The organism is Caballeronia sp. M23-90, assembly GCF_053574605.1.
In genome coordinates this window covers 1-19,520 of the sequence record NZ_JBSIPA010000072.1, presented here as the reverse complement: position 1 = coordinate 19,520, position 19,520 = coordinate 1, and the positions used below count along the sequence as shown (strand labels likewise).

Below are 19,520 nucleotides of genomic sequence, written 5' to 3'. Positions count from 1 at the left end.
TGCGTGCCGCTTGAACTGCATCCGGAAGCGGCCGAGCTGATTCGCGCGCGCATCCGCGAAACGGCGGGCGACAAACCCGCCGACCTGAACGCACCAGACAACCTGCACCGGTTGAACATGGGAACGTTTCCGATGGGAGCGAGCATCATTCCCAACAGCTACAACCGCATTCCCGGATTTTCGGTCGGCGACGTTCATTTCGTGCCGGGATTTCCGGTCATGGCGTGGCCGATGATCGAATGGGTGCTCGATACCAAATACACCGATTTGCATCACGCGACGCCATATGTCGAGCGGTCGCTGTTCGTATTTGGCTTGCCTGAATCGCGGATTACGCCGCTCATGGAATCCATTGAACACGATTTTGCGGGCGTGCGCGTTTTCAGCTTGCCGAGCGTCGGGGATGCCTCGCGCGGTGAAGTGTTCGGGCGCGCCCATATCGATCTCGGCGTGAAGGGTGAGCCGGAGGCGGCCAATGCGGCGTTCGAACGGCTGCGCGAGGGCGTGACTGCGCTAGGCGGCGAGATAGTCGAAGTCGAGCCGGGCGCGGGCCACTAAGACTGAGCCGGCGCTGGCTCAACGATTTATGCGCCGAGCCAGGGCAGGCCGCGAAAGCACCATCCCGTAATGGTCTTGCGGTGACCTTGGGCGTCCTTGTCGCCTTCAAAGCCTTCGAGCAGGTCGAAGGCGTTTGTGAAGCCTGCCTTTTCTGCCGCTACGGCCGCAAGCTTTGAGCGTGCAGCGCTGCGGCAGAGAAACAGGATCGGTGTATCGGGCGCGGCGACCTCGCGTAATTGCTCGATGAAGGCCGTGTTTGGAACGGACCCCGGGTATTGGATCCATTCGATGTGCGTGTACTGCGCAGTATCGATGGCAGGACGACCGACCCAATCCAGTTCAGCGCGCGTGCGGACGTCGACAAGGCGCACAGAAGGATCGAGTTGCAGAAGCTCAAAGGCTTCTGCCGGAAGAACAGCGCCGGCGTAGGAAAGCTGATTCTCAGCAGCGCGGCCGATACCCTGGGAATACAACTGTTCGAGCGTGCTCATGAACGAAGGTCTCCAATCGGACATTTTAATGAGGCATTCTAGCGTGCGGATCGTGGTATCAAAGCGCGCAACGTAAGACTATGGACGCGCATCAAAAAGGTGCGCAGAGTGTGAATCGCCCTGAATCAGTGCTAACGTTATGAGTTGCTGGCCTCTATGCACTAAAAAAGTGCATTTGGGGTTTGCTGCAGTAGATGCGAAGTTTTAAAGTGTGTGCGGCTTCCCCGAAAAAGCGCGCAGCTTCAACTGCTTAGCGCAATAATGGTGCAGTTGGCATGGAAGCTGCTTTTGACTATGCCGATGGTTTCGAATCGGTTAGGCGGCGAATAAATGTTCGTCGATTTTGTTAATCAGGAGATAGGTAATGAGCAAATCCGTGGCCGACGTCATGCAACTCGTCAAGGACGAGGACGTCAAGTTTGTCGACTTCCGTTTCACCGACACGCGCGGTAAAGAGCAACACGTTTCGGTGCCGGTCTCGGCATTCGACGAAGACAAATTTGAAAGCGGCCACGCTTTCGACGGTTCGTCTATCGCCGGATGGAAGGGCATCGAAGCGTCGGACATGCTGCTGATCCCGGATGCGGACACTGCGTTTATCGACCCGTTTTATGAAGAGTCGACGCTCGTGATGTCGTGCGACGTCGTGGAACCGTCGGACGGCAAGGGCTATGAACGCGACCCGCGTTCGCTGGCAAAACGCGCTGAAGCCTACCTGAAGAGCTCGGGTCTCGGCGACGCAGCGTTCTTCGGTCCGGAGCCGGAATTCTTCATTTTCGACTCGGTGCGCTGGAGCGCAGACCAGTCGGGCTGCTTCGTCAAGGTGGGTTCGGAAGAGGCACCGTGGTCGTCGTCGATGGAATTCGAAGGCGGCAACACTGGTCACCGTCCGGGCACGAAGGGCGGTTACTTCCCGGTTGCGCCGGTCGACACGTTCCAGGACATCCGTTCGGAAATGTGCCTGCTGCTCGAGCAAATCGGCATCCCGGTCGAAGTGCATCACCATGAAGTAGCAGGTCAAGGCCAAAACGAAATCGGCACGAAGTTCTCGACGCTGGTTCAGCGCGCTGACTGGACGCAACAACTGAAGTACATCGTACAGAACGTGGCGCACACGTACGGCAAGACGGCAACGTTCATGCCGAAGCCGATCGTTGGCGACAACGGTTCGGGCATGCACGTTCACCAGTCGATCTGGAAGGACGGCAAGAACCTGTTCGCCGGCGACGGTTATGCGGGTCTGTCGGAATTCGCGCTGTTCTACATCGGCGGAATCATCAAGCATGCTCGCGCGCTGAACGCGATCACGAACCCGTCGACGAACTCGTACAAGCGTCTCGTGCCGCACTTCGAAGCACCGGTGAAGCTCGCTTACTCGGCCAAGAACCGTTCGGCATCGATCCGCATTCCGCACGTGTCGAATCCGAAGGGCCGCCGTATCGAAACGCGTTTCCCGGATCCGATGGCAAACCCGTACCTGTGCTTCTCGGCGCTGATGATGGCCGGTCTCGACGGCGTGCAGAACAAGATCCATCCGGGCGAAGCAGCAGACAAGAACCTGTATGACCTGCCGCCGGAAGAAGATGCAAAGATTCCGACCGTGTGTGCCGGCCTGGATCAGGCGCTCGACGCACTCGACGCTGACCGCGAGTTCCTGACGGTCGGTGGCGTGTTCACGGATTCGATGCTCGACGCGTATATCGAATTGAAGACGACGGAATTGCAGCGCTATCGCCAGGCTGTGCATCCGATCGAATTCGAGATGTACTACTCGCTGTAAGCGGATGGCGCGCATGCTTCAGTTTCCGGTAGTCGGAAAAGCATGCCGCTCGATGCGAAGCAGAAGTGTCAGGTGAACGGAAAAGGGACGGCGCGCCGTCCCTTTTTTAATCGCCGGATCTTCGTCTCACCAGTTTCAAGACCGGGTCTCACTGCACGATGGTTCTTAAGAATCTCATCAAGGCGAGAAAGAGTCCTCCCGACAATTCGCTGTCCGACGACGCGACGCTCGTCGCCACCAATCTGCTGCCGGGCATGGAAGCGTTGCCCACGGTCGTGCTCGTGCTGGACAAGTCGACGCTGAAGATCGCATTTGCGAATCCGTCGGCGGAAGCCATGCTGGAACGCTCGCGCAGGCAACTGGCTCAAACCGCGTGGCCCGAATTGTTCGCCAACGCAGACGAGCTGGTGACGACCATTGCGTCCATTGCCGATCACAGGTTTAACGCGACCCATCTCGATGCCGTGCTCGAACGCCCCGGTCGCGAGCCGCTGCATGTTCATGCGATCGTCGCTTATCTGGAAGTGGCGCCCAATTACGTGCTGCTCGAACTCTTCGAGAACGAGCGGCACCTGAAGACCGACCGCGAAGAACGTATTCACGATCTGACCGCGGTCAACAAGCAACTGATCCGCAATCTCGCGCACGAAATCAAGAATCCGCTTGGCGGTATTCGAGGCGCTGCACAACTGCTGGAGTTCGAACTCGGCGCGCGTGAGCGCGATGAACTGCGCGAATACACGCAAGTGATCATCAAGGAATCGGACCGGCTGCAGACATTGGTCGACCGGTTGCTTGAACCGCATCGGCATCCGCATATCGTGGGCGATGTGAATATCCATGAGGTGTGCGAGCGCGTGCGCGCCGTGATTCTCGCGGAGTTTCCGCGTGGCCTCACGCTCGACCGCGATTACGACGTGAGCGTGCCCGACCTGCGCGGCGACAAGGAGCAGCTTATCCAGGCGCTGCTCAACATCGTTCGAAACGCGGCAGAAGCGCTGCGCGAACGGATTTCGCAAGGCGATGCACGTATTGAATTGCGCACACGCATCGCGCGCAAGGTGACAATCGGCAAACGCTTACACAAACTGGCACTGGACTTGCATATCACTGACAACGGTCCGGGCATCCCGGAAGAGATACGCGACCGGATCTTTTATCCGCTCGTATCAGGACGAGAAGACGGCAGCGGACTTGGCCTCACGCTTGCGCAAACTTTCGTGCAGCAACACGACGGGTTGATCGAAGTGGAAAGCAAGCCAGGCTGCACCGAATTCACGATCCTGTTGCCGTTCGAAGGATGAACGGCCTCGCCCGGCAACCAACGCAATCGCGGCAGTCATTGAACGATCAATCACGAGGGTTCATCGACATCTTGAAAAGCGCTCATGCGCCTGACCGTTTCGACGGGCTTAAACCGAACCACACGAAGACATCTCGCCGAACTATATGAAGCCGATCTGGATAGTAGACGATGACCAATCCATCCGCTGGGTGCTTGAAAAAGCCCTCGCAAGAGAGAACTTCGCGACGCGCAGTTTTTCCGGCGTCCGCGACGCGCTGACCGCACTCGAACAGGAAAGCCCGCAAGTGCTCGTGTCCGACATTCGCATGCCGGGTGGCTCGGGCCTCGAATTGCTGCAAACGGTGCGCGACAAGCTGCCCGGTCTGCCGGTCATCATCATGACGGCGTTCTCCGATCTCGACAGCGCCGTCGCCGCGTTCCAGGGTGGCGCGTTCGAGTATCTCGCCAAGCCGTTCGACGTGGACAAGGCGGTCGAACTCATCCGCCGCGCGGTCGATGAAAGCATGCGCGGCGAAGCCGCCTACGACAACAGCGTCACCGAAACGCCCGAGATGCTGGGCCAGGCACCGGCGATGCAGGACATGTTTCGCGCGATCGGCCGTCTGTCACATTCCGCCGCCACCGTGCTCATCACGGGCGAATCAGGCACCGGAAAGGAGCTTGTCGCCCGCGCGCTGCACCGCCATAGCCCGCGCGCGAACGGGCCCTTCATCGCGCTGAACACCGCGGCGATTCCGAAGGACCTGCTCGAGTCCGAGTTGTTCGGTCACGAACGTGGCGCGTTCACGGGCGCGCAGGCCATGCGTCAGGGGCGCTTCGAGCAGGCGGAAAACGGCACGCTGTTCCTAGATGAAATCGGCGACATGCCGTTCGATCTTCAAACGCGCTTGCTGCGCGTGTTATCCGATGGCCAGTTTTATCGCGTAGGCGGGCACAACCCGTTGAAGGCGAATGTTCGTGTGATCGCGGCCACTCATCAGAACCTTGAGTCTCGTGTACGCCAGGGCCTGTTTCGCGAGGACTTGTATCACCGGCTGAACGTCATCCGTTTGAGGCTTCCCGCGATGCGCGAACGTAGCGAGGACATTCCGCTGCTCACCCGCCATTTCCTGCAAAAGAGTGCGCGCGACCTCGGTGTGGAACCCAAGCGCGTGTCTGAAGATGCGCTGGCGTTCCTTGCGTCGCTGCCGTTTCCGGGCAACGTCCGGCAGCTTGAGAACCTCTGCAACTGGCTGACCGTGATGGCGCCGGCGCAGACCATCGAGCGCAAGGATCTGCCGCCCGATCTCACGCCGACTCAGGAATATGCAGGCGAAAGTACGGCGCTCACAGCGTCGGCGGTGGAGGGCGGAACGAGCGCGGGTTTGGCGAGTGGTCCGAATGGCGCGCCGGTTGCACTCGGCGCTGCACCGGCCGGCATTGCCGCGAGCATCTGGGAAAACGGCTTGCGTACTGAGGTCGCGCGACTGTTGCGCGAAAATACCGCCGATGTCATGGACGAACTCGCTCGACGGTTTGAAGCCGCGGTGATTCGCGAGGCCCTCGATTTCACGCGTGGCCGCAAGGTGGAAGCGGCTGAGCGCCTGGGCATTGGCCGCAATACGATCACACGAAAGATCCAGGAACTGCATCTGGACGCGTGACGTGAAGCGGGGACGATTTCGTCCCCGCTTCATTCAATCAATGGTCGCGATAACCGGTGCGTGATCCGACGGCTGTTCCCACTTTCTCGGCACCTTGTCGACTTCGCAAGCGCTGCAGCGTGCGGCGAGTTCCGCAGTCACCAGAATGTGATCGATGCGCAACCCCGCGTTACGGCGGAATCCGAGCATCCGATAATCCCACCAAGTGAATAGTTTCTCCGGCTGCTCGAATTTGCGGAAAGTATCGGTGAGACCGAGGTCGATAAGTTGCACGAAGTGCGCACGCTCATCGGGCGAAACGAGGTTCTGGCCTTCCCATGCTTTTGGATCGTGAACGTCGCGGTCTTCCGGCGCGATGTTGTAGTCGCCGAGCAGCGCCAGTTGCGAATAGGTTTTCATTTCAACTTCTATCCAGTCGCGCAGCGCTTCCAGCCAACGCATCTTGTATGCGAACTTTTCGGTGCCGGGCGCTTGTCCATTCGGAAAATAGGCCGAGATGATCCGGACGCCTTCGACCGTCAGGGCAATCACGCGTTGTTGCGGATCCTCGGACGCGGGGATGTTGCGCACGATCGTGGTTTCATCGACGCTCAAACTGCTGCGCACCAGAATACCGACGCCGTTGTAGGTCTTCTGGCCTGCGTACCAGCTCTTGTAGCCAGCAGCTTCAAGTTCGGCCACGGGAAATTTGTCGTCAGTGAGTTTGAGTTCCTGCAGGCACAGCACATCGACGCCGCTCGTTGCCAGCCAGTCGATAACGTGCTGCTGGCGGACTTTGAGGGAGTTGACGTTCCAGGTGGCAATTTTCATGAAGTAAATGTTTGGGTTTGACTCTGATCAGTGATGCAGCGGCACGGCGACGAGTTTGACGCCCAGCGCGGCCGCTACTTTCTGGATGGTTTCGAACCGGGGTTTCGCGCCTTCGGAGAGCGACTTGTAAAGGCTTTCGCGCTGCACGCCGGCGTCGGAGGCGACCTTCGACATGCCGCGTGCCTTTACGACGTCGGCAAGCGCCGAGAGCAGAATATCCGAGTCGCCCGAAGCAAGCGCTTCATTCAGATAAGCCGCGATGGCCTCTTCGCTATCGAGATAGTCGGATGCGTCGAATGCTGAAATTTGAGTGGAGTTCATTTCCGTTCCTGTCTGATTCGCTGCCACATGCCCTTCGCTCGGGCGATATCCGCTACTTGCCCTTGCTTGCAGTCAGGCCGTCGCGCACATAGTAAACACGATACCCCGCGCCTGTATGGATCCGCATTTCCCAGACGCTTTCGCCAACGTCGTGGCAGTCACCGAAATTACCCTTCGCTGCGCGCTTGATCCGGACCAGGATCGTGGCACGTGCGCTCAGGTCTTTTACGCTCAACAGCCAACCTGAAAATTCACGCGTTTGATTGATGGTGTTGGTCATGCACGTGAATCCCGAGTAAGAGTCGAGCGGGATATCTGGCATCGAGTGTATCTCATTGGATACAGTGATTCAAGATATCGTTTAGTGGGGTGTGGCAGTCAGATCACAGGGATTACTTTGACCTGCGCGCTCTCGCTCTTGAAGTCGACCGAATGGCTAACGCGGCCCGTACGCTCGAAATTCTTCTTTCTGTCCCGCTACAATGTCCAGAACACCTCAGCGAAAGGACGAGCCCCATGGACCTGATCATTCGACGCGCCGCGCTCGCCCACTCGCGCGATCCTGTGGATATCGGCATCAAAGACGGCCGCTTTGCCGCCATCGAGCCGCGGCTCGACGCCACGGCGCCTGAAGAAATCGACGCTGCGGGTGCTCTCGTCACGGCGCCGTTCATCGATGCGCATTTCCACATGGACGCTACGCTGTCCTACGGCTTGCCGCGCGTGAACGCGTCGGGAACGCTGCTGGAAGGCATCGCATTGTGGGGTGAACTGAAGCCTGAGCTCACGCAAGAGGCGCTGGTCGATCGAGCGATGCAATATTGCGACTGGGCCGTCGCACGCGGTCTGCTCGCGATCCGTTCTCATGTCGACGTGTGCGATCCGCGTCTGCTTGCGGTGGAAGCGCTGCTCGAAGTGAAGCGTCGAGTGAAGCCATATCTCGACCTGCAACTCGTTGCGTTCCCGCAAGACGGCATCTTGCGCAGCAAAGGCGCTTTCGAGAATTTGAAGCGTGCAATATCGATGGGCGTCGACGTCGTCGGCGGCATTCCGCATTTCGAGCGCACGATGGCCGACGGCGCCGAGTCTGTGCGGCTGTTGTGCGAGTTTGCAGCAGAGAAGGGCTTGCGCGTGGACATGCATTGCGATGAATCCGATGACCCCATGTCGCGGCATATCGAAACGCTGGCGGCGCAGACGCATCGGCTGGGGTTGCAGGGGCGTGTGACCGGCTCGCACTTGACGTCGATGCACTCCATGGACAACTACTACGTGAGCAAGCTGATCCCGTTGATCCGCGATTCGGGCGTGGCCGCAATCGCAAATCCGTTGATCAACATCACGCTGCAGGGGCGCGCCGATACTTACCCGAAGCGTCGCGGCATGACGCGCGTGCCTGAACTGATGGCGGCGGGCGTCGACGTTGCGTTTGGCCACGACTGCGTGATGGACCCCTGGTACAGCCTCGGTTCCGGCGACATGCTCGAGGTGGCGCATATGGGATTGCACGTGGCGCAGATGACGGGCATCGACGCCATGCGCGCCGCATTCGAAGCGGTGACTGCGACACCGGCGAAGATCCTGGGTATCGAAGGATATGGGATTGCCGTGGGTAACAACGCGGATTGCGTGGTGCTGGACGCGCGTGATCCTGTCGAAGCGATTCGACTACGGGCGGCACGCACGGCTGTGCTTCGACGAGGGAAGGTGATCAGCCGTTCACCGTCGATGCGGGCGAAGTTGAGCCTCGAGGGGCGGCCGGAGGAAGTGAATTTCAGGCTCGACCGCTAAAGCCGTTGATCAAAAAAAAGCGGCCCCGAGAGGGACCGCTTCATCAACTCAAAAAAAACAATCAATGCGCAGCGGTCGGCGACATGCCGTTATGCCTCAACAGCGCATCGATATTCGGCTCACGACCGCGGAACGCCTTGAACGAGTCCATCGCCGGCCGGCTCCCGCCAACCTCGAGAATCTCGCGACGATACCGGACACCCGTTTCTGCATCCAGCACCGAACCGCCGCGGAGCTTCGCCGCTTCTTCGAAAGCCGCGTACGCATCCGCCGACAACACTTCCGCCCACTTGTAGCTGTAGTACCCCGCCGCGTACCCGCCCGCGAAAATATGCGTGAAGGTATTGGTCCAGCGTGAGAAGGGCGCCTGCGGCACGACGTGGAAGCGCTCGTTGATCTCACGCGCGAAGTCGTTGACGTTGGTAGCGCCTGCCGGATCGTAGTTGCTGTGAAGCTGGATGTCGAACATGGACAGTACGATCTGGCGCAATGTGCCCAGGCCGCTCTGGAAGTTCTTGGCTGCCAGCATCTTGTCGAAGAGTTCGCGCGGCAACGTGGCGCCCGTATCGACGTGACCGGACATGTCGGTGAGGACGTCCCATTCCCAGCAGAAGTTCTCCATGAATTGCGACGGCAGCTCGACCGCGTCCCATTCGACGCCATTGATGCCGGAGACGCCGAGTTCATCGACGCGCGTAAGCATGTGATGCAACCCATGGCCGAATTCGTGGAACAGGGTGATGACTTCGTCGTGCGTGAAGCAGGCGGGCTTTCCACCGACTGGCGCTGAAAAGTTGCAGGTCAGGTACGCAACCGGTGTCTGCACGCCGCCATCCTGGCTTTTGCGGCGTGAGCGGGCGTCGTCCATCCATGCGCCGCCACGCTTGCCTTCGCGCGCATACAGATCCAGATAGAACTGTGCGACCAGCGAGCCATCCTTGTTTTCGACACGGAAAAAGCGCACGTCCTGGTTCCAGACGGGAGCTTCATCGCGACGAATCGACACGCCGAACAAGGTCTCCGTGACCTTGAACAAGCCCTTCAACACGGCTTCCTGCGGGAAGTACTGCTTCACTTCGTTTTCAGAAAACGAGTAGCGTTGCTGGCGCAGACGTTCGGCGGCGAAGGTCGAATCCCACGGCTGCAGTTCCGGCATGCCGAGTTCGGTCGCGGCGAACGCGCGCAACTCCATCCAGTCCTGTTCCGCGTGCGGACGTGCGCGCACCGCGAGGTCTTCCAGGAACGAGACCACTTGCGCCGGCGACTCGGCCATCTTCGGCGCGAGGGAAACCTCGGCGAAATTCTGGTAGCCGAGCGCGTGCGCTTCTTCGTCGCGCAGCTTCAATTGCTCGACCACGTTCGCCGTGTTGTCCCATTCGGGCTTGCCTCGGCCGTAGTTCGCGCCGAGCTCGGACGCCCGCGTCACATACGCGCGATACATCGCTTCACGCAGCGGCCGGTGTTCTGCGTATTGCATGACCGGGAAATACGACGGGAAATGCAGCGTGAACTTCCAGCCTTCGACGCCTTCTTTCTGCGCGGCTTCGCGCGCTGCCTGGATCACATCTTCCGGCAAGCCGGCAAGCTCGCTCTCATTTGTCACGATGTACGAAAACGCGTTGGTGGCATCGAGCACGTGATCGGAAAATGCCTTCGACAGCGCCGCCTGTTCTTCCTGAAGACGCGCGAAGCGTGGTTTCTTGTCCTCGGGCAACTCGGCGCCTGACAAACGGAAACCGCGCAACTCATTGCTGAGCAACTTCTTCTGCTCGGCTGTAAGTGTTGCGTGTTCGTCGCTCGCGGCGATGGCCTTGTATTTCTCGTAGAGCGCCAGATTCTGTCCAACACTTGCTGAGAACTCGGTCACGCGCGGCAGATTTTCGGCATGGGCGGCGCGCAATTCGGGGGTATCGGCGACGGCGTTCAAGTGGCCGATGACGCCCCAGGCACGTGACAACCGTTCGCTCGCGCGCTCGACACTTTCCACGATGTCATGCCACGTCGCCGGTGTTTCGGGCGCGGCGGCATGATCGACCGCGGCTTTTGCGTCGGCGAGCAGCACGTCGAGCGCGGGCGTGACGTGTTCAGGCTTGATATCGTTGAAAAGGGGCAGGTCGGAGAAGTCGAGCAGCGGGTTGCCCTGGACTTGGGACTGAGCTTGATTCGCGGTATTCGATGGTGTCGAACTGGACATGACTCTCCCGGTCTCGGATGAAAATCTTTAAGAAAAAACGCAACGGCGCGCCGGACAAACGTAACGCGCCGAATTGACGGTGATCAATCTATTGTGGGGACGCCTTGGCCAATTCTCAAATCGTTTCTGACTACGGCGGCGATTGATGCATCACGCACTTGACAGGCACGAGCGTCGCGCGGTGAATCAGTCGCGATCCTGCTGCATTGTTCGTTCCGCAGCTTCGATGGTATTCACCAGCAGCATGGTGATCGTCATCGGCCCGACACCGCCCGGCACCGGCGTAATGAATCCGGCAACTTCCTTTACATTCGCAAAGTCCACGTCGCCGCACAGTTTGCCGTTTTCGTCCCGGTTCATGCCGACATCGATTACCGTTGCGCCTGGCTTGAGCATATCCGCGGTCAGGATGTTGCGCCGGCCCGTCGCCGCGACGACCACATCCGCGTGGCGCGTGAGCGCCGCCAGATCGCGCGTCTTGCTGTGCGTGATGGTGACCGTGGCGCCGGCTTCGAGCAGCAGCATGGCCATCGGCTTGCCGACGATGTTCGAGCGCCCGATCACGACCGCATTCGCGCCTTCCAGCGCGATTTTGTGCGCCTCGAACATCTTCATCACGCCATAGGGGGTGCAGGGACGGAACAACGGCTTGCCGGTCATCAGGGCGCCCGCATTCTCGACGTTGAAGCCGTCGACATCCTTCGCCGGCGCGATTGCTTCGATGACCTTGTGGCTGTCGATATGTTTCGGCAGCGGCAGCTGGATCAGAATGCCGTGGACGTTCGGATCGTTGTTCAGGTCGTCGATACGGGTCAGCAATTCGCTTTCCGTGAGCGTGGACGGGTAACGATCGAACACGGAATGCAGGCCGTTGTCCTGGCACGCCTTGACCTTGTTGCGCACGTAGACTTCACTGGCCGGATTCTCGCCGACGAGGACAACGGCGAGGCCCGGCTGCTGGCCACGGGCGGTCAACGCGGCGGCGCGTAAAGCGACATCGGCGCGAATGGTCTTGGAGAGGGCATTGCCGTCGATGATTTGGGCAGTCATAGGAATCTGGGCGGGGAGGCCGCCGGGTGCTTGAAGGGCGCAGAGCGCGGGAGGCTGTCGTGCCGATGGAATTCCACAGGCGTAACGTTGCGGTCAGACTTGAATTATACCCGCCATGGCTCGGCGGATTTGTATGGGGAGAGGTGCCGGGAAGGGTAAAAGCTGGTGTTGAGGCGCGTTCGTAGCGAATGCTGAACGCGCAAGCCGATCGTTCGGCGAAGTTGCAACACCGGCGCCGCCGGCCTGACAACCGGCGCGCCGATGTAACGGTAAAACCTTACTGCGCCTGCTGCGTCTGCGGCTTGTTGGAAAGCGCGAGCCTCAGCAAGTCGGCAACGGTATTCACGGAAAGCTTCTCCATGATATTCGCCCGATGTGCCTCGACCGTCTTGATGCTGATTCCGAGGTCATCAGCGATCTGCTTGTTCAGGCGCCCCGCGATGATCCGCTCAAGCACCTGGTGTTCGCGCGCAGTCAGTTTGCCCAGCCGCTCGGCCGCAGCACGCTGCTGCTGCACGCTCGAGCTTTCGGTACGCGCCTTGTCGAGCATGCGTTCCACGAGCTTGCGCAACTCGGCTTCATCGAACGGCTTTTCGATGAAATCCATCGCGCCCTTCTTCATGGTCGAGACAGCCATGGGCACGTCGCCGTGACCCGTCACGAAGATGATCGGCAGCAGCGAATTCTCGGCGATCAGCTTTTCCTGCAACTCGAGACCGCTCATGCCGGACATGCGCACATCGAGTATCAGGCACGAGATCGCGCCGGAATGGGCGATCGGGAGGTAAGCATCGAGGTACGCTTCAGCGCTCGCGAAACACGAGACGCGGTAGCCATTGGCTTCAAGCAGCCAGCGCAAAGAATCACGCACGGCCTCGTCGTCATCGACGACAAACACCGTTTCCTGAGTGGTGACTGTGCTCATAGCTCTCCCGTAACAGTTTGTTGTGTGGGTTGATGGCTGAGAGCCTCCTGCCCGCTATTACCCGGACTGTCGGCTTCTCCGATTGGCAAACTGCAATGGAATGTTGCACCCGTGACCTGGCCGGCGGTGTCGATATTGTTCACCACCCAAAGCCGTCCACGATGCGATTCGATGATCGACCTGCAAATATTCAGCCCCATGCCCATGCCGTCGGACTTGGTGCTGTAGAACGGCTCGAACAGGCGCTCGGCGGTGGCTTCGTCCACGCCCGGCCCCTGGTCGACCACGCTGATGCACACGAAACCGCCGTCGGTGCGCTGCACGACCACGCGGATCACCGGATCGACGGCGTTCGGCTTGGCGTCGTGCATGGCTTCGGCCGCGTTCTTCAGCAAGTTCACGAGCACTTGTTCGATCAGCACCGGGTCCACATGGATCACCGGCATGCGCGAACGGATTTCGGTGAGTATTCGGATCTTGCGCTTGCGTGCTTCGATTTCCGCAAGACCCACGGCGTCCGCCACGATGTCACTGACACGCGTCGGCTGCCGCTTTGGCTCGCTGCGCTTCACGAATTCGCGGATGCGCTTGATGATCATGCCCGCACGCACCGCCTGCTGCGCGGTTTTTTCGAGCACGGGCAGCAGCGCGTCCTGCGTCATCCGCCCCGATTTCACGAGCGCGACGCAACCCGAACAGTAGTTATTGATCGCGGCGAGCGGCTGATTCAGTTCATGCGCAAGCGATGACGCCATCTCGCCCATCGTCATCAGGCGGCTGGTGAATTGCAGCTTTTCTTCCTGCTGATCGGCGAGTTCCTGCGCTTGTTTGCGCGTGGTGATGTCGGTCGCGATCTGCATCTGTGCGAGGTGACCGTCCACCCACTGGATGTACTGGCGGCGTACTTCGAACCATTTCTGGATGCCTTCCACATACACTTCCTGCGCGTCCGATGTACTTTCGGTCAGCGCAGTGGCGGGCAGGCCGGCGTAGGTATCGACCATATCGATGGAATCGGACGACGCCTGGGCCGTATCGAAACCCGCGCCCGCAAGTTCGAGATGGCCGTCCGGACGGATGCCGAACAGATGCCGGTAATAGCGGTTCGCGAACAGCAGTTCGGCTTCGTCGGCGGCTAGCACGGACACGGCGGCGTCGAGGCTTTCGAGCACGGTCGTGAAGCGCTCGTGCGCAGCGGCGAGGTCCTCGCGGGCGCGGCGCGGCTCGGTGATGTCGGTCATGGAAGACATCCAGCCGGTCTGGCGCCCTGAACTGTCGATCAGCGGCGACACGTAAAGCCGTGCATGGAAGAACGAACCGTCCTTGCGACGCACGCGCAGTTCAAATCCGGACGATGGCGCCTTGCCGCGCAATGTCATGTCGAGTTGCCGCTGCATCTCGGGGTACGCGTCTTTCGGCCAGTACGGGAAGGGCGCCACCTTGCCGACCAGATCGCTTTCGTCCCAGCCCGTCATGCGGCAAAACGCCGGGTTCACGTGCGTGATCCGGCCGTGCATGTCGAGCACGCGCATGCCGATGAGCACCGAGTTTTCCATCGCGCGGCGAAAGAATGCTTCGGCGTAAAGCGCCTGCTGCGCTTCGAAACGTTGCCGCGTGTGTTTCCAAAGACTCCACAAGCTCCACAACACGAAACACGACAACCCGGCGACGAGCCAGACGAGCGTGTTGTTGGTGAAATTGGTGAGTTGCGGGAACGAATAAACGCGTACCGACACCCCTTGTCCCGGCGGATCGAGCGGCAAATCGTAGAACATGTCGCGCGGCAAGCGTGGCCGGGTCGACGTCGTCGCGAGTTCGCGGTTGTTCAGATCGGTGATGGAAATCTTGTACTTCGCGGAAAGCTCGGAGGGAATGTCGTGCTTCAGAATCCCTTCGATGGAAAACACCGCCGCTATCGAGCCCAGAAACTCGCGATCGCGATACACCGGTGTCTGCAGCGTGATGTAGCCGTTGCCGACGTCATCGTAGATAAGGGGGGAGTAAATCTGGCGGCGGGTGGTGCGGGCTTCGTCGAAGGCGGCCTGGACGGCGTCGTCCATCTGCGCGTCCGTGGGTTTGGCGAGCCGCGAACCCAGCACGGGCAACGGCGTGTTTGGCCAGCGCGGTTTGTGCAGCGCCGTGTACCAGTTCATGTAGAGAATCTCGGGATGCCCCTGCATGATGTCGCCCGTGGAACTCTGGAACGACTGGGGATCGCCGTGGCCGGCCGCGATATCACGTGCGAGCGCCTGGACCTGTTCTTGCGCGCCGGTCATGGAGAGCCGGATCTGCTGCTGCGCCCATGCGACATTTCGATACAGCGTGTCCTCTTGCTGCTGCTGCTCGCGCCGGTTGAGACTCCATAAGATGAGGCTCATCACGACGAGGAACACCAGAATGGATATCAGCGGCGTGAGCAAATACGAGTTCGACCACCACGGTCCGTGGTGCCAGCGGGTCGGCGCCGTGTCGTTGAGTTTCTTCGACGAGCGGGCCGAGCGTGCGAAAAGCCGGTCGGTCAACATGCGCGCAATTGTAACGCAGCGAAGGACTGTTAAAAGGCGTAAAAAGGCTTCAAAAGCCCGGCATTTGATTGCAAGGACACTAAACCTCTCTCAAAAAGTCCTTGTCCCACGGTGCGTTGCAGCATTTTTCCGCATTATGAGATTGCCTCTCATGATTCGAAAAATTGCTTGCGTTACCGTTTATAGCCTCTTTAGAATTGCCGCACGCGCGCTTGTCCCCATTGTTTTCCGCGGCTGATCCCGTGGTTTTCCATAAGGCTCGCGTCGTCTGTTCACAGAGCGTTCCTCAAATCAGGAGACGAGCATGTCCGCTGTACCCGACGAAGTGATGAAATATGTCGCCAACGCCAAGGACGACGAAGATCCCCAGGAAACCGCAGAGTGGCTCGAAGCCCTCGACGGCGTAATCTCGGCGGAAGGCCCGGATCGCGCACATTACCTGATCGAAAAGCAGATCGAATTCGCACGCGTGCACGGCGAACACCTACCGTTCTCGGCGAATACGCCTTACATCAATACCATCCCGGTCGCCGCCCAATCGAAGATTCCCGGCGACCAGGACATCGAACACAAGATCCGCTCGTACACCCGCTGGAACGCGATTGCCATGGTGCTGCGCGCCGGCAAGGATACGAACGTGGGCGGTCATATCGCTTCGTTCGCGTCTGCGGCGACGCTGTATGACGTCGGTTTCAACCACTTTTGGCACGCGCCGTCGCCCGAACATGGCGGCGACCTGGTGTTCGTGCAAGGCCACTCGTCGCCTGGCGTGTATGCCCGCGCGTTCCTGCTCGGCCGCCTGAAGCAGAGCCAGCTCGACAACTTCCGCCAGGAAGTGGGCGGCGAGGGCATTTCGTCTTATCCGCATCCGTGGCTGATGCCGGACTTCTGGCAATTCCCGACCGTATCGATGGGCCTCGGCCCGATCATGGCGATCTATCAAGCGCGCTTCATGAAGTACATCGATGCGCGCGGTATCGCCAAGGCGGGCAACCGCAAGGTCTGGGCGTTCCTCGGCGACGGCGAAACGGACGAACCGGAATCGCTCGGCGCAATCGGCATGGCCGGTCGCGAGCGCCTGGACAATCTCGTCTTCGTGATCAACTGCAACTTGCAGCGCCTCGACGGTCCCGTGCGCGGCAACGGCAAGATCATCCAGGAACTCGAAAGCGAGTTCCGCGGCGCCGGCTGGAACGTGATCAAGGTGGTGTGGGGCAGCCGCTGGGACTCGCTCTTCGCACGCGATAAAACCGGTGCATTGATGCGCCGGATGATGGAAGTGGTCGACGGCGAATATCAGACGTACAAGTCGGAATCGGGCGCATATGTGCGCGAGCATTTCTTCAACACGCCGGAACTCAAGGCGATGGTTGCAGAGTGGTCCGACGAAGACATCTGGAACCTGAATCGCGGCGGTCACGATCCGCACAAGATCTACGCGGCGTACGCGGAAGCATCGAAGACGAAGGGCCAGCCGACTGTCATCCTCGCCAAGACCATCAAGGGTTATGGCATGGGCGAAGCCGGTCAGGCCATGAACATCACGCACCAGCAGAAGAAGCTGCACACGGATCAGCTGAAGAAATTTCGCGACCAGTTCAAGCTGCCGATTCCCGACGACCAGATCGCCGACGTGCCGTACCTGACGTTCGAAGAAGGTTCGAAGGAACTCGAGTACATGCGCGCTCGCCGCCAGGAACTCGGTGGTTACCTGCCGGCCCGCCGTCAGAAGGCCGAGTCGCTGCCGGTGCCGGATCTGTCGGTGTTCGAACCGGTGCTGAAGGGCACGGGTCCGGGCCGCGAGATCTCCACGACCATGGCGTTCGTGCGGATCCTGAACATCCTGTTGAAGGACAAGGCGCTCGGCAAACGGATCGTTCCGATCGTGCCGGATGAATCGCGTACCTTCGGCATGGAAGGGCTGTTCCGCCAGATCGGTATCTGGAATCAGGACGGCCAGAAGTATGTGCCGGAAGATTCGGATCAGTTGATGTTCTATCGTGAATCGGAAACCGGCCAGATCCTGCAGGAAGGGATCAACGAAGCCGGCGGGATGTGTGACTGGATTGCGGCGGCGACGTCGTACTCCACGCATAACGAGATCATGATCCCGTTCTACATCTTCTATTCCATGTTCGGCTTCCAGCGCATCGGCGACCTGGCATGGGCGGCGGGCGACATGCGTTCGCGCGGCTTCCTGCTGGGTGGTACGGCGGGACGCACGACGTTGAACGGCGAAGGCCTGCAGCACGAAGACGGCCACTCGCTGATGTGGGCAGCGTCCGTCCCGAACTGCGTGAGCTACGACCCGACCTTCGGTTACGAACTCGCGGTGATCATGCAGGACGGCCTGCGTCGCATGGTGGCCGAGCAGGAAGACGTGTACTACTACGTCACGGTCATGAACGAGAACTACGAGCATCCGGCGATCCCGCAAAGCGATTCGGTTGCGGCCGATATCGTCAAGGGCATGTACGCGTTCCGCAAGTCGGATGCCGACGCAACGGCACCGCGCGTTCAACTGATGGGCGCAGGCACGATCTTCAACGAAGTAATCGCCGCCGCTGACCTGCTGAAGAACGACTGGAATGTCGCTGCCGACCTCTGGAGCGTTCCGAGCTTTACCGAGCTCGCACGCGACGGCATGGACGTCGAGCGCTGGAACCTGCTGCATCCGACCGAAGAGCGTCGGGTCTCGCACGTGACCAAGCTGCTGAAGGACGCGAAGGGTCCGGTGATTGCATCGACCGATTATGTGCGTGCGCTGGTCGACCAGATCCGCGGCTTCGTGCCGAACAAGTTTGTCGTGCTCGGCACGGACGGTTATGGCCGTTCGGACACACGTGAAAAGCTGCGCCACTTCTTCGAAGTCGACCGCTACTGGGTCACCGTCGCCGCGCTCAACGCGTTGGCCGACGAAGGCACTATCGACCGCAAGGTCGTCGCCGAGGCGATCAAGAAGTACGAGCTCGACCCCGCCAAACCCAACCCGATGACGGTTTAACGTATCGGCCCCCGAGTGTTGCTGCGTGAAGTCGCCTTGGCCCTGGCTGTCAGCCTCGTGCCAGGGCGATTTTCGCGTCGCGACCCAGGAGACAATAAACAATGAGTCAAGCGATCGAAATCAAGGTGCCGGATATCGGCGATTACACGGATATTCCGGTGATCGAGGTACTGGTGAAAGCGGGCGATACGGTTGAGAAAGAGCAATCGCTCGTTACGCTCGAATCCGATAAAGCGACCATGGACGTGCCGAGTTCGGCAGCCGGCGTCGTGAAGGAAGTGAAGGTCAAGGTTGGCGACAACGTTTCTGAAGGAACGTTGATCGTCGTGCTGGAAGGTGGCGAGGCGGCCGCTCCTGCTGCTGCTCCCAAGGCTGCTGAAAAGCCGGCTGAACCGGCCAAGGAAAAGACCGCGGAAACCGCTGCGCCAGCGGCATCTTCGGGCGGCGGATCGGTTGAAGTGAAGGTGCCGGATATTGGCGACTTCAAGGATATTCCGGTTATCGAAGTGAACGTGAAGATCGGCGACAAGGTCGAGAAAGAGCAATCGCTCGTCACGCTCGAATCCGATAAAGCCACCATGGACGTGCCGTCGCCCGCAGCGGGCACGGTCAAGGAACTCAAGGTCAAGGTTGGCGACAATGTGTCCGAAGGGACATTGATCGTCGTGCTGGAAGGTGGGGCTGGCTCATCGGCACCCGCCGCTGCACCTGCCGCGCCGAAAGACGAAGCGCCGAAGCAGGAAGCACCCAAGGCGGCTGCGCCCGCTCAAGCCGCTCCGGCTCAGAAAGACGCGCCGTCCGCACTTGCGCTCGCTCCGGCAATTCCCGCTGGCGAAGGCGGTGCGCGCACGTCGAGCCATGCATCGCCTTCCGTGCGCAAGTTCGCGCGTGAACTCGGCGTGGATGTATCGAACGTTTCGGGCACCGGTCCGAAGAGCCGCATCACGCAGGCGGACGTCACCGCGTTCGTGAAGGGTGTGATGACGGGTCAGGGATGATGGAAATCAAGAACGAGGATTCCGAGATCGCGTTGCGCCACGTTTTTGCCATCCGCTATCCGGATCGCGCGAACGATACAGCGCATAACCGCGAGCTGGCAGCGCGCGTGAACGCGCTGGTTCG

14 protein-coding genes and 2 pseudogenes are annotated in these 19,520 nt (G+C 60.0%); 8 read left to right on the top strand and 8 right to left on the bottom strand.

What is annotated here, in order from left to right; genetic code table 11:
* Window positions 1–558 (top strand): competence/damage-inducible protein A (locus ACRXB1_RS10350; protein WP_449491951.1); only part of this gene is annotated, 558 nt, incomplete at its 5' end.
* 26 nt (window positions 559–584) lie between these two features.
* Here the strand turns inward: ACRXB1_RS10350 and ACRXB1_RS10345 are convergent.
* Complete coding sequence (locus ACRXB1_RS10345) at window positions 585–1,049, bottom strand: rhodanese-like domain-containing protein (protein WP_174363403.1); 465 nt, start codon at window positions 1,047–1,049, stop codon at window positions 585–587.
* A 364-nt stretch (window positions 1,050–1,413) separates the two neighbouring features.
* Between ACRXB1_RS10345 and glnA the strand changes: the two genes are divergently transcribed.
* The 3 genes from glnA to ntrC all read left to right on the top strand — a co-directional run bounded on the left by glnA (window position 1,414) and on the right by ntrC (window position 5,778).
* Window positions 1,414–2,829: a type I glutamate--ammonia ligase gene (gene glnA, locus ACRXB1_RS10340; protein ID WP_061999036.1), complete on the top strand. Its 1,416-nt coding sequence runs from the start codon at window positions 1,414–1,416 to the stop codon at window positions 2,827–2,829.
* Between the two features lie 158 nt (window positions 2,830–2,987).
* Window positions 2,988–4,133: a nitrogen regulation protein NR(II) gene (glnL, locus tag ACRXB1_RS10335; RefSeq protein WP_061999037.1), complete on the top strand. Its 1,146-nt coding sequence runs from the start codon at window positions 2,988–2,990 to the stop codon at window positions 4,131–4,133.
* A 145-nt stretch (window positions 4,134–4,278) separates the two neighbouring features.
* Complete coding sequence (gene ntrC, locus ACRXB1_RS10330; RefSeq protein WP_174363402.1) at window positions 4,279–5,778, top strand: nitrogen regulation protein NR(I); 1,500 nt, start codon at window positions 4,279–4,281, stop codon at window positions 5,776–5,778.
* Between the two features lie 33 nt (window positions 5,779–5,811).
* Here the strand turns inward: ntrC and xth are convergent, their stop codons facing one another.
* From xth to ACRXB1_RS10315, 3 genes are read right to left on the bottom strand one after another with little or no spacing between them, the layout of a single operon-like run.
* The gene (xth, locus tag ACRXB1_RS10325; RefSeq protein ID WP_449491950.1) at window positions 5,812–6,588 is read right to left on the bottom strand and encodes an exodeoxyribonuclease III; all 777 of its coding nucleotides are present in this window, start codon (window positions 6,586–6,588) and stop codon (window positions 5,812–5,814) included.
* Between the two features lie 27 nt (window positions 6,589–6,615).
* The gene (locus ACRXB1_RS10320) at window positions 6,616–6,909 is read right to left on the bottom strand and encodes an addiction module antidote protein (protein ID WP_061999040.1); all 294 of its coding nucleotides are present in this window, start codon (window positions 6,907–6,909) and stop codon (window positions 6,616–6,618) included.
* 52 nt (window positions 6,910–6,961) lie between these two features.
* A complete protein-coding gene (locus tag ACRXB1_RS10315; protein ID WP_449491949.1) occupies window positions 6,962–7,231 on the bottom strand; it encodes a type II toxin-antitoxin system RelE/ParE family toxin in 270 nt (89 codons plus the stop codon).
* Between the two features lie 194 nt (window positions 7,232–7,425).
* Between ACRXB1_RS10315 and ACRXB1_RS10310 the strand changes: the two genes are divergently transcribed.
* Window positions 7,426–8,700 carry an amidohydrolase family protein gene (locus ACRXB1_RS10310; RefSeq protein WP_449491948.1) on the top strand — a complete coding sequence of 425 codons (1,275 nt, stop codon included), beginning with the start codon at window positions 7,426–7,428 and terminating at the stop codon, window positions 8,698–8,700.
* A gap of 61 nt (window positions 8,701–8,761) precedes the next feature.
* On the opposite strand, the gene ACRXB1_RS10305 is transcribed toward ACRXB1_RS10310, so the two are convergent.
* The 4 genes from ACRXB1_RS10305 to fixL all read right to left on the bottom strand — a co-directional run bounded on the left by ACRXB1_RS10305 (window position 8,762) and on the right by fixL (window position 15,394).
* Window positions 8,762–10,894: a M3 family metallopeptidase gene (locus tag ACRXB1_RS10305; RefSeq protein ID WP_449491947.1), complete on the bottom strand. Its 2,133-nt coding sequence runs from the start codon at window positions 10,892–10,894 to the stop codon at window positions 8,762–8,764.
* A 186-nt stretch (window positions 10,895–11,080) separates the two neighbouring features.
* Complete coding sequence (gene folD, locus ACRXB1_RS10300) at window positions 11,081–11,944, bottom strand: bifunctional methylenetetrahydrofolate dehydrogenase/methenyltetrahydrofolate cyclohydrolase FolD (protein WP_075360470.1); 864 nt, start codon at window positions 11,942–11,944, stop codon at window positions 11,081–11,083.
* Window positions 11,945–12,221: 277 nt separating this feature from the next.
* On the bottom strand, window positions 12,222–12,869 hold the full coding sequence (gene fixJ / locus ACRXB1_RS10295; protein WP_060816916.1) for an oxygen response regulator transcription factor FixJ: 648 nt from the start codon (window positions 12,867–12,869) through the stop codon (window positions 12,222–12,224).
* Complete coding sequence (gene fixL / locus ACRXB1_RS10290; RefSeq protein ID WP_061999045.1) at window positions 12,866–15,394, bottom strand: oxygen sensor histidine kinase FixL; 2,529 nt, start codon at window positions 15,392–15,394, stop codon at window positions 12,866–12,868. Before fixL ends, fixJ begins: the two co-directional genes overlap by 4 nt.
* A 304-nt stretch (window positions 15,395–15,698) precedes the next feature.
* Here fixL and aceE point away from each other — a divergent pair, with 304 nt between their 5' ends.
* The 3 genes and pseudogenes from aceE to ACRXB1_RS10275 all read left to right on the top strand — a co-directional run.
* Entirely contained in the window at window positions 15,699–18,398 is a 2,700-nt protein-coding gene (gene aceE / locus ACRXB1_RS10285) for a pyruvate dehydrogenase (acetyl-transferring), homodimeric type (protein WP_449491946.1), read from the top strand.
* Window positions 18,399–18,499: 101 nt separating this feature from the next.
* Window positions 18,500–19,390, top strand: a pseudogene (locus ACRXB1_RS10280) (biotin/lipoyl-containing protein); the annotation flags it as partial.
* Window positions 19,391–19,392: 2 nt separating this feature from the next.
* Window positions 19,393–19,520 (top strand): annotated as a pseudogene (locus tag ACRXB1_RS10275) (ferritin-like domain-containing protein); the annotation flags it as partial.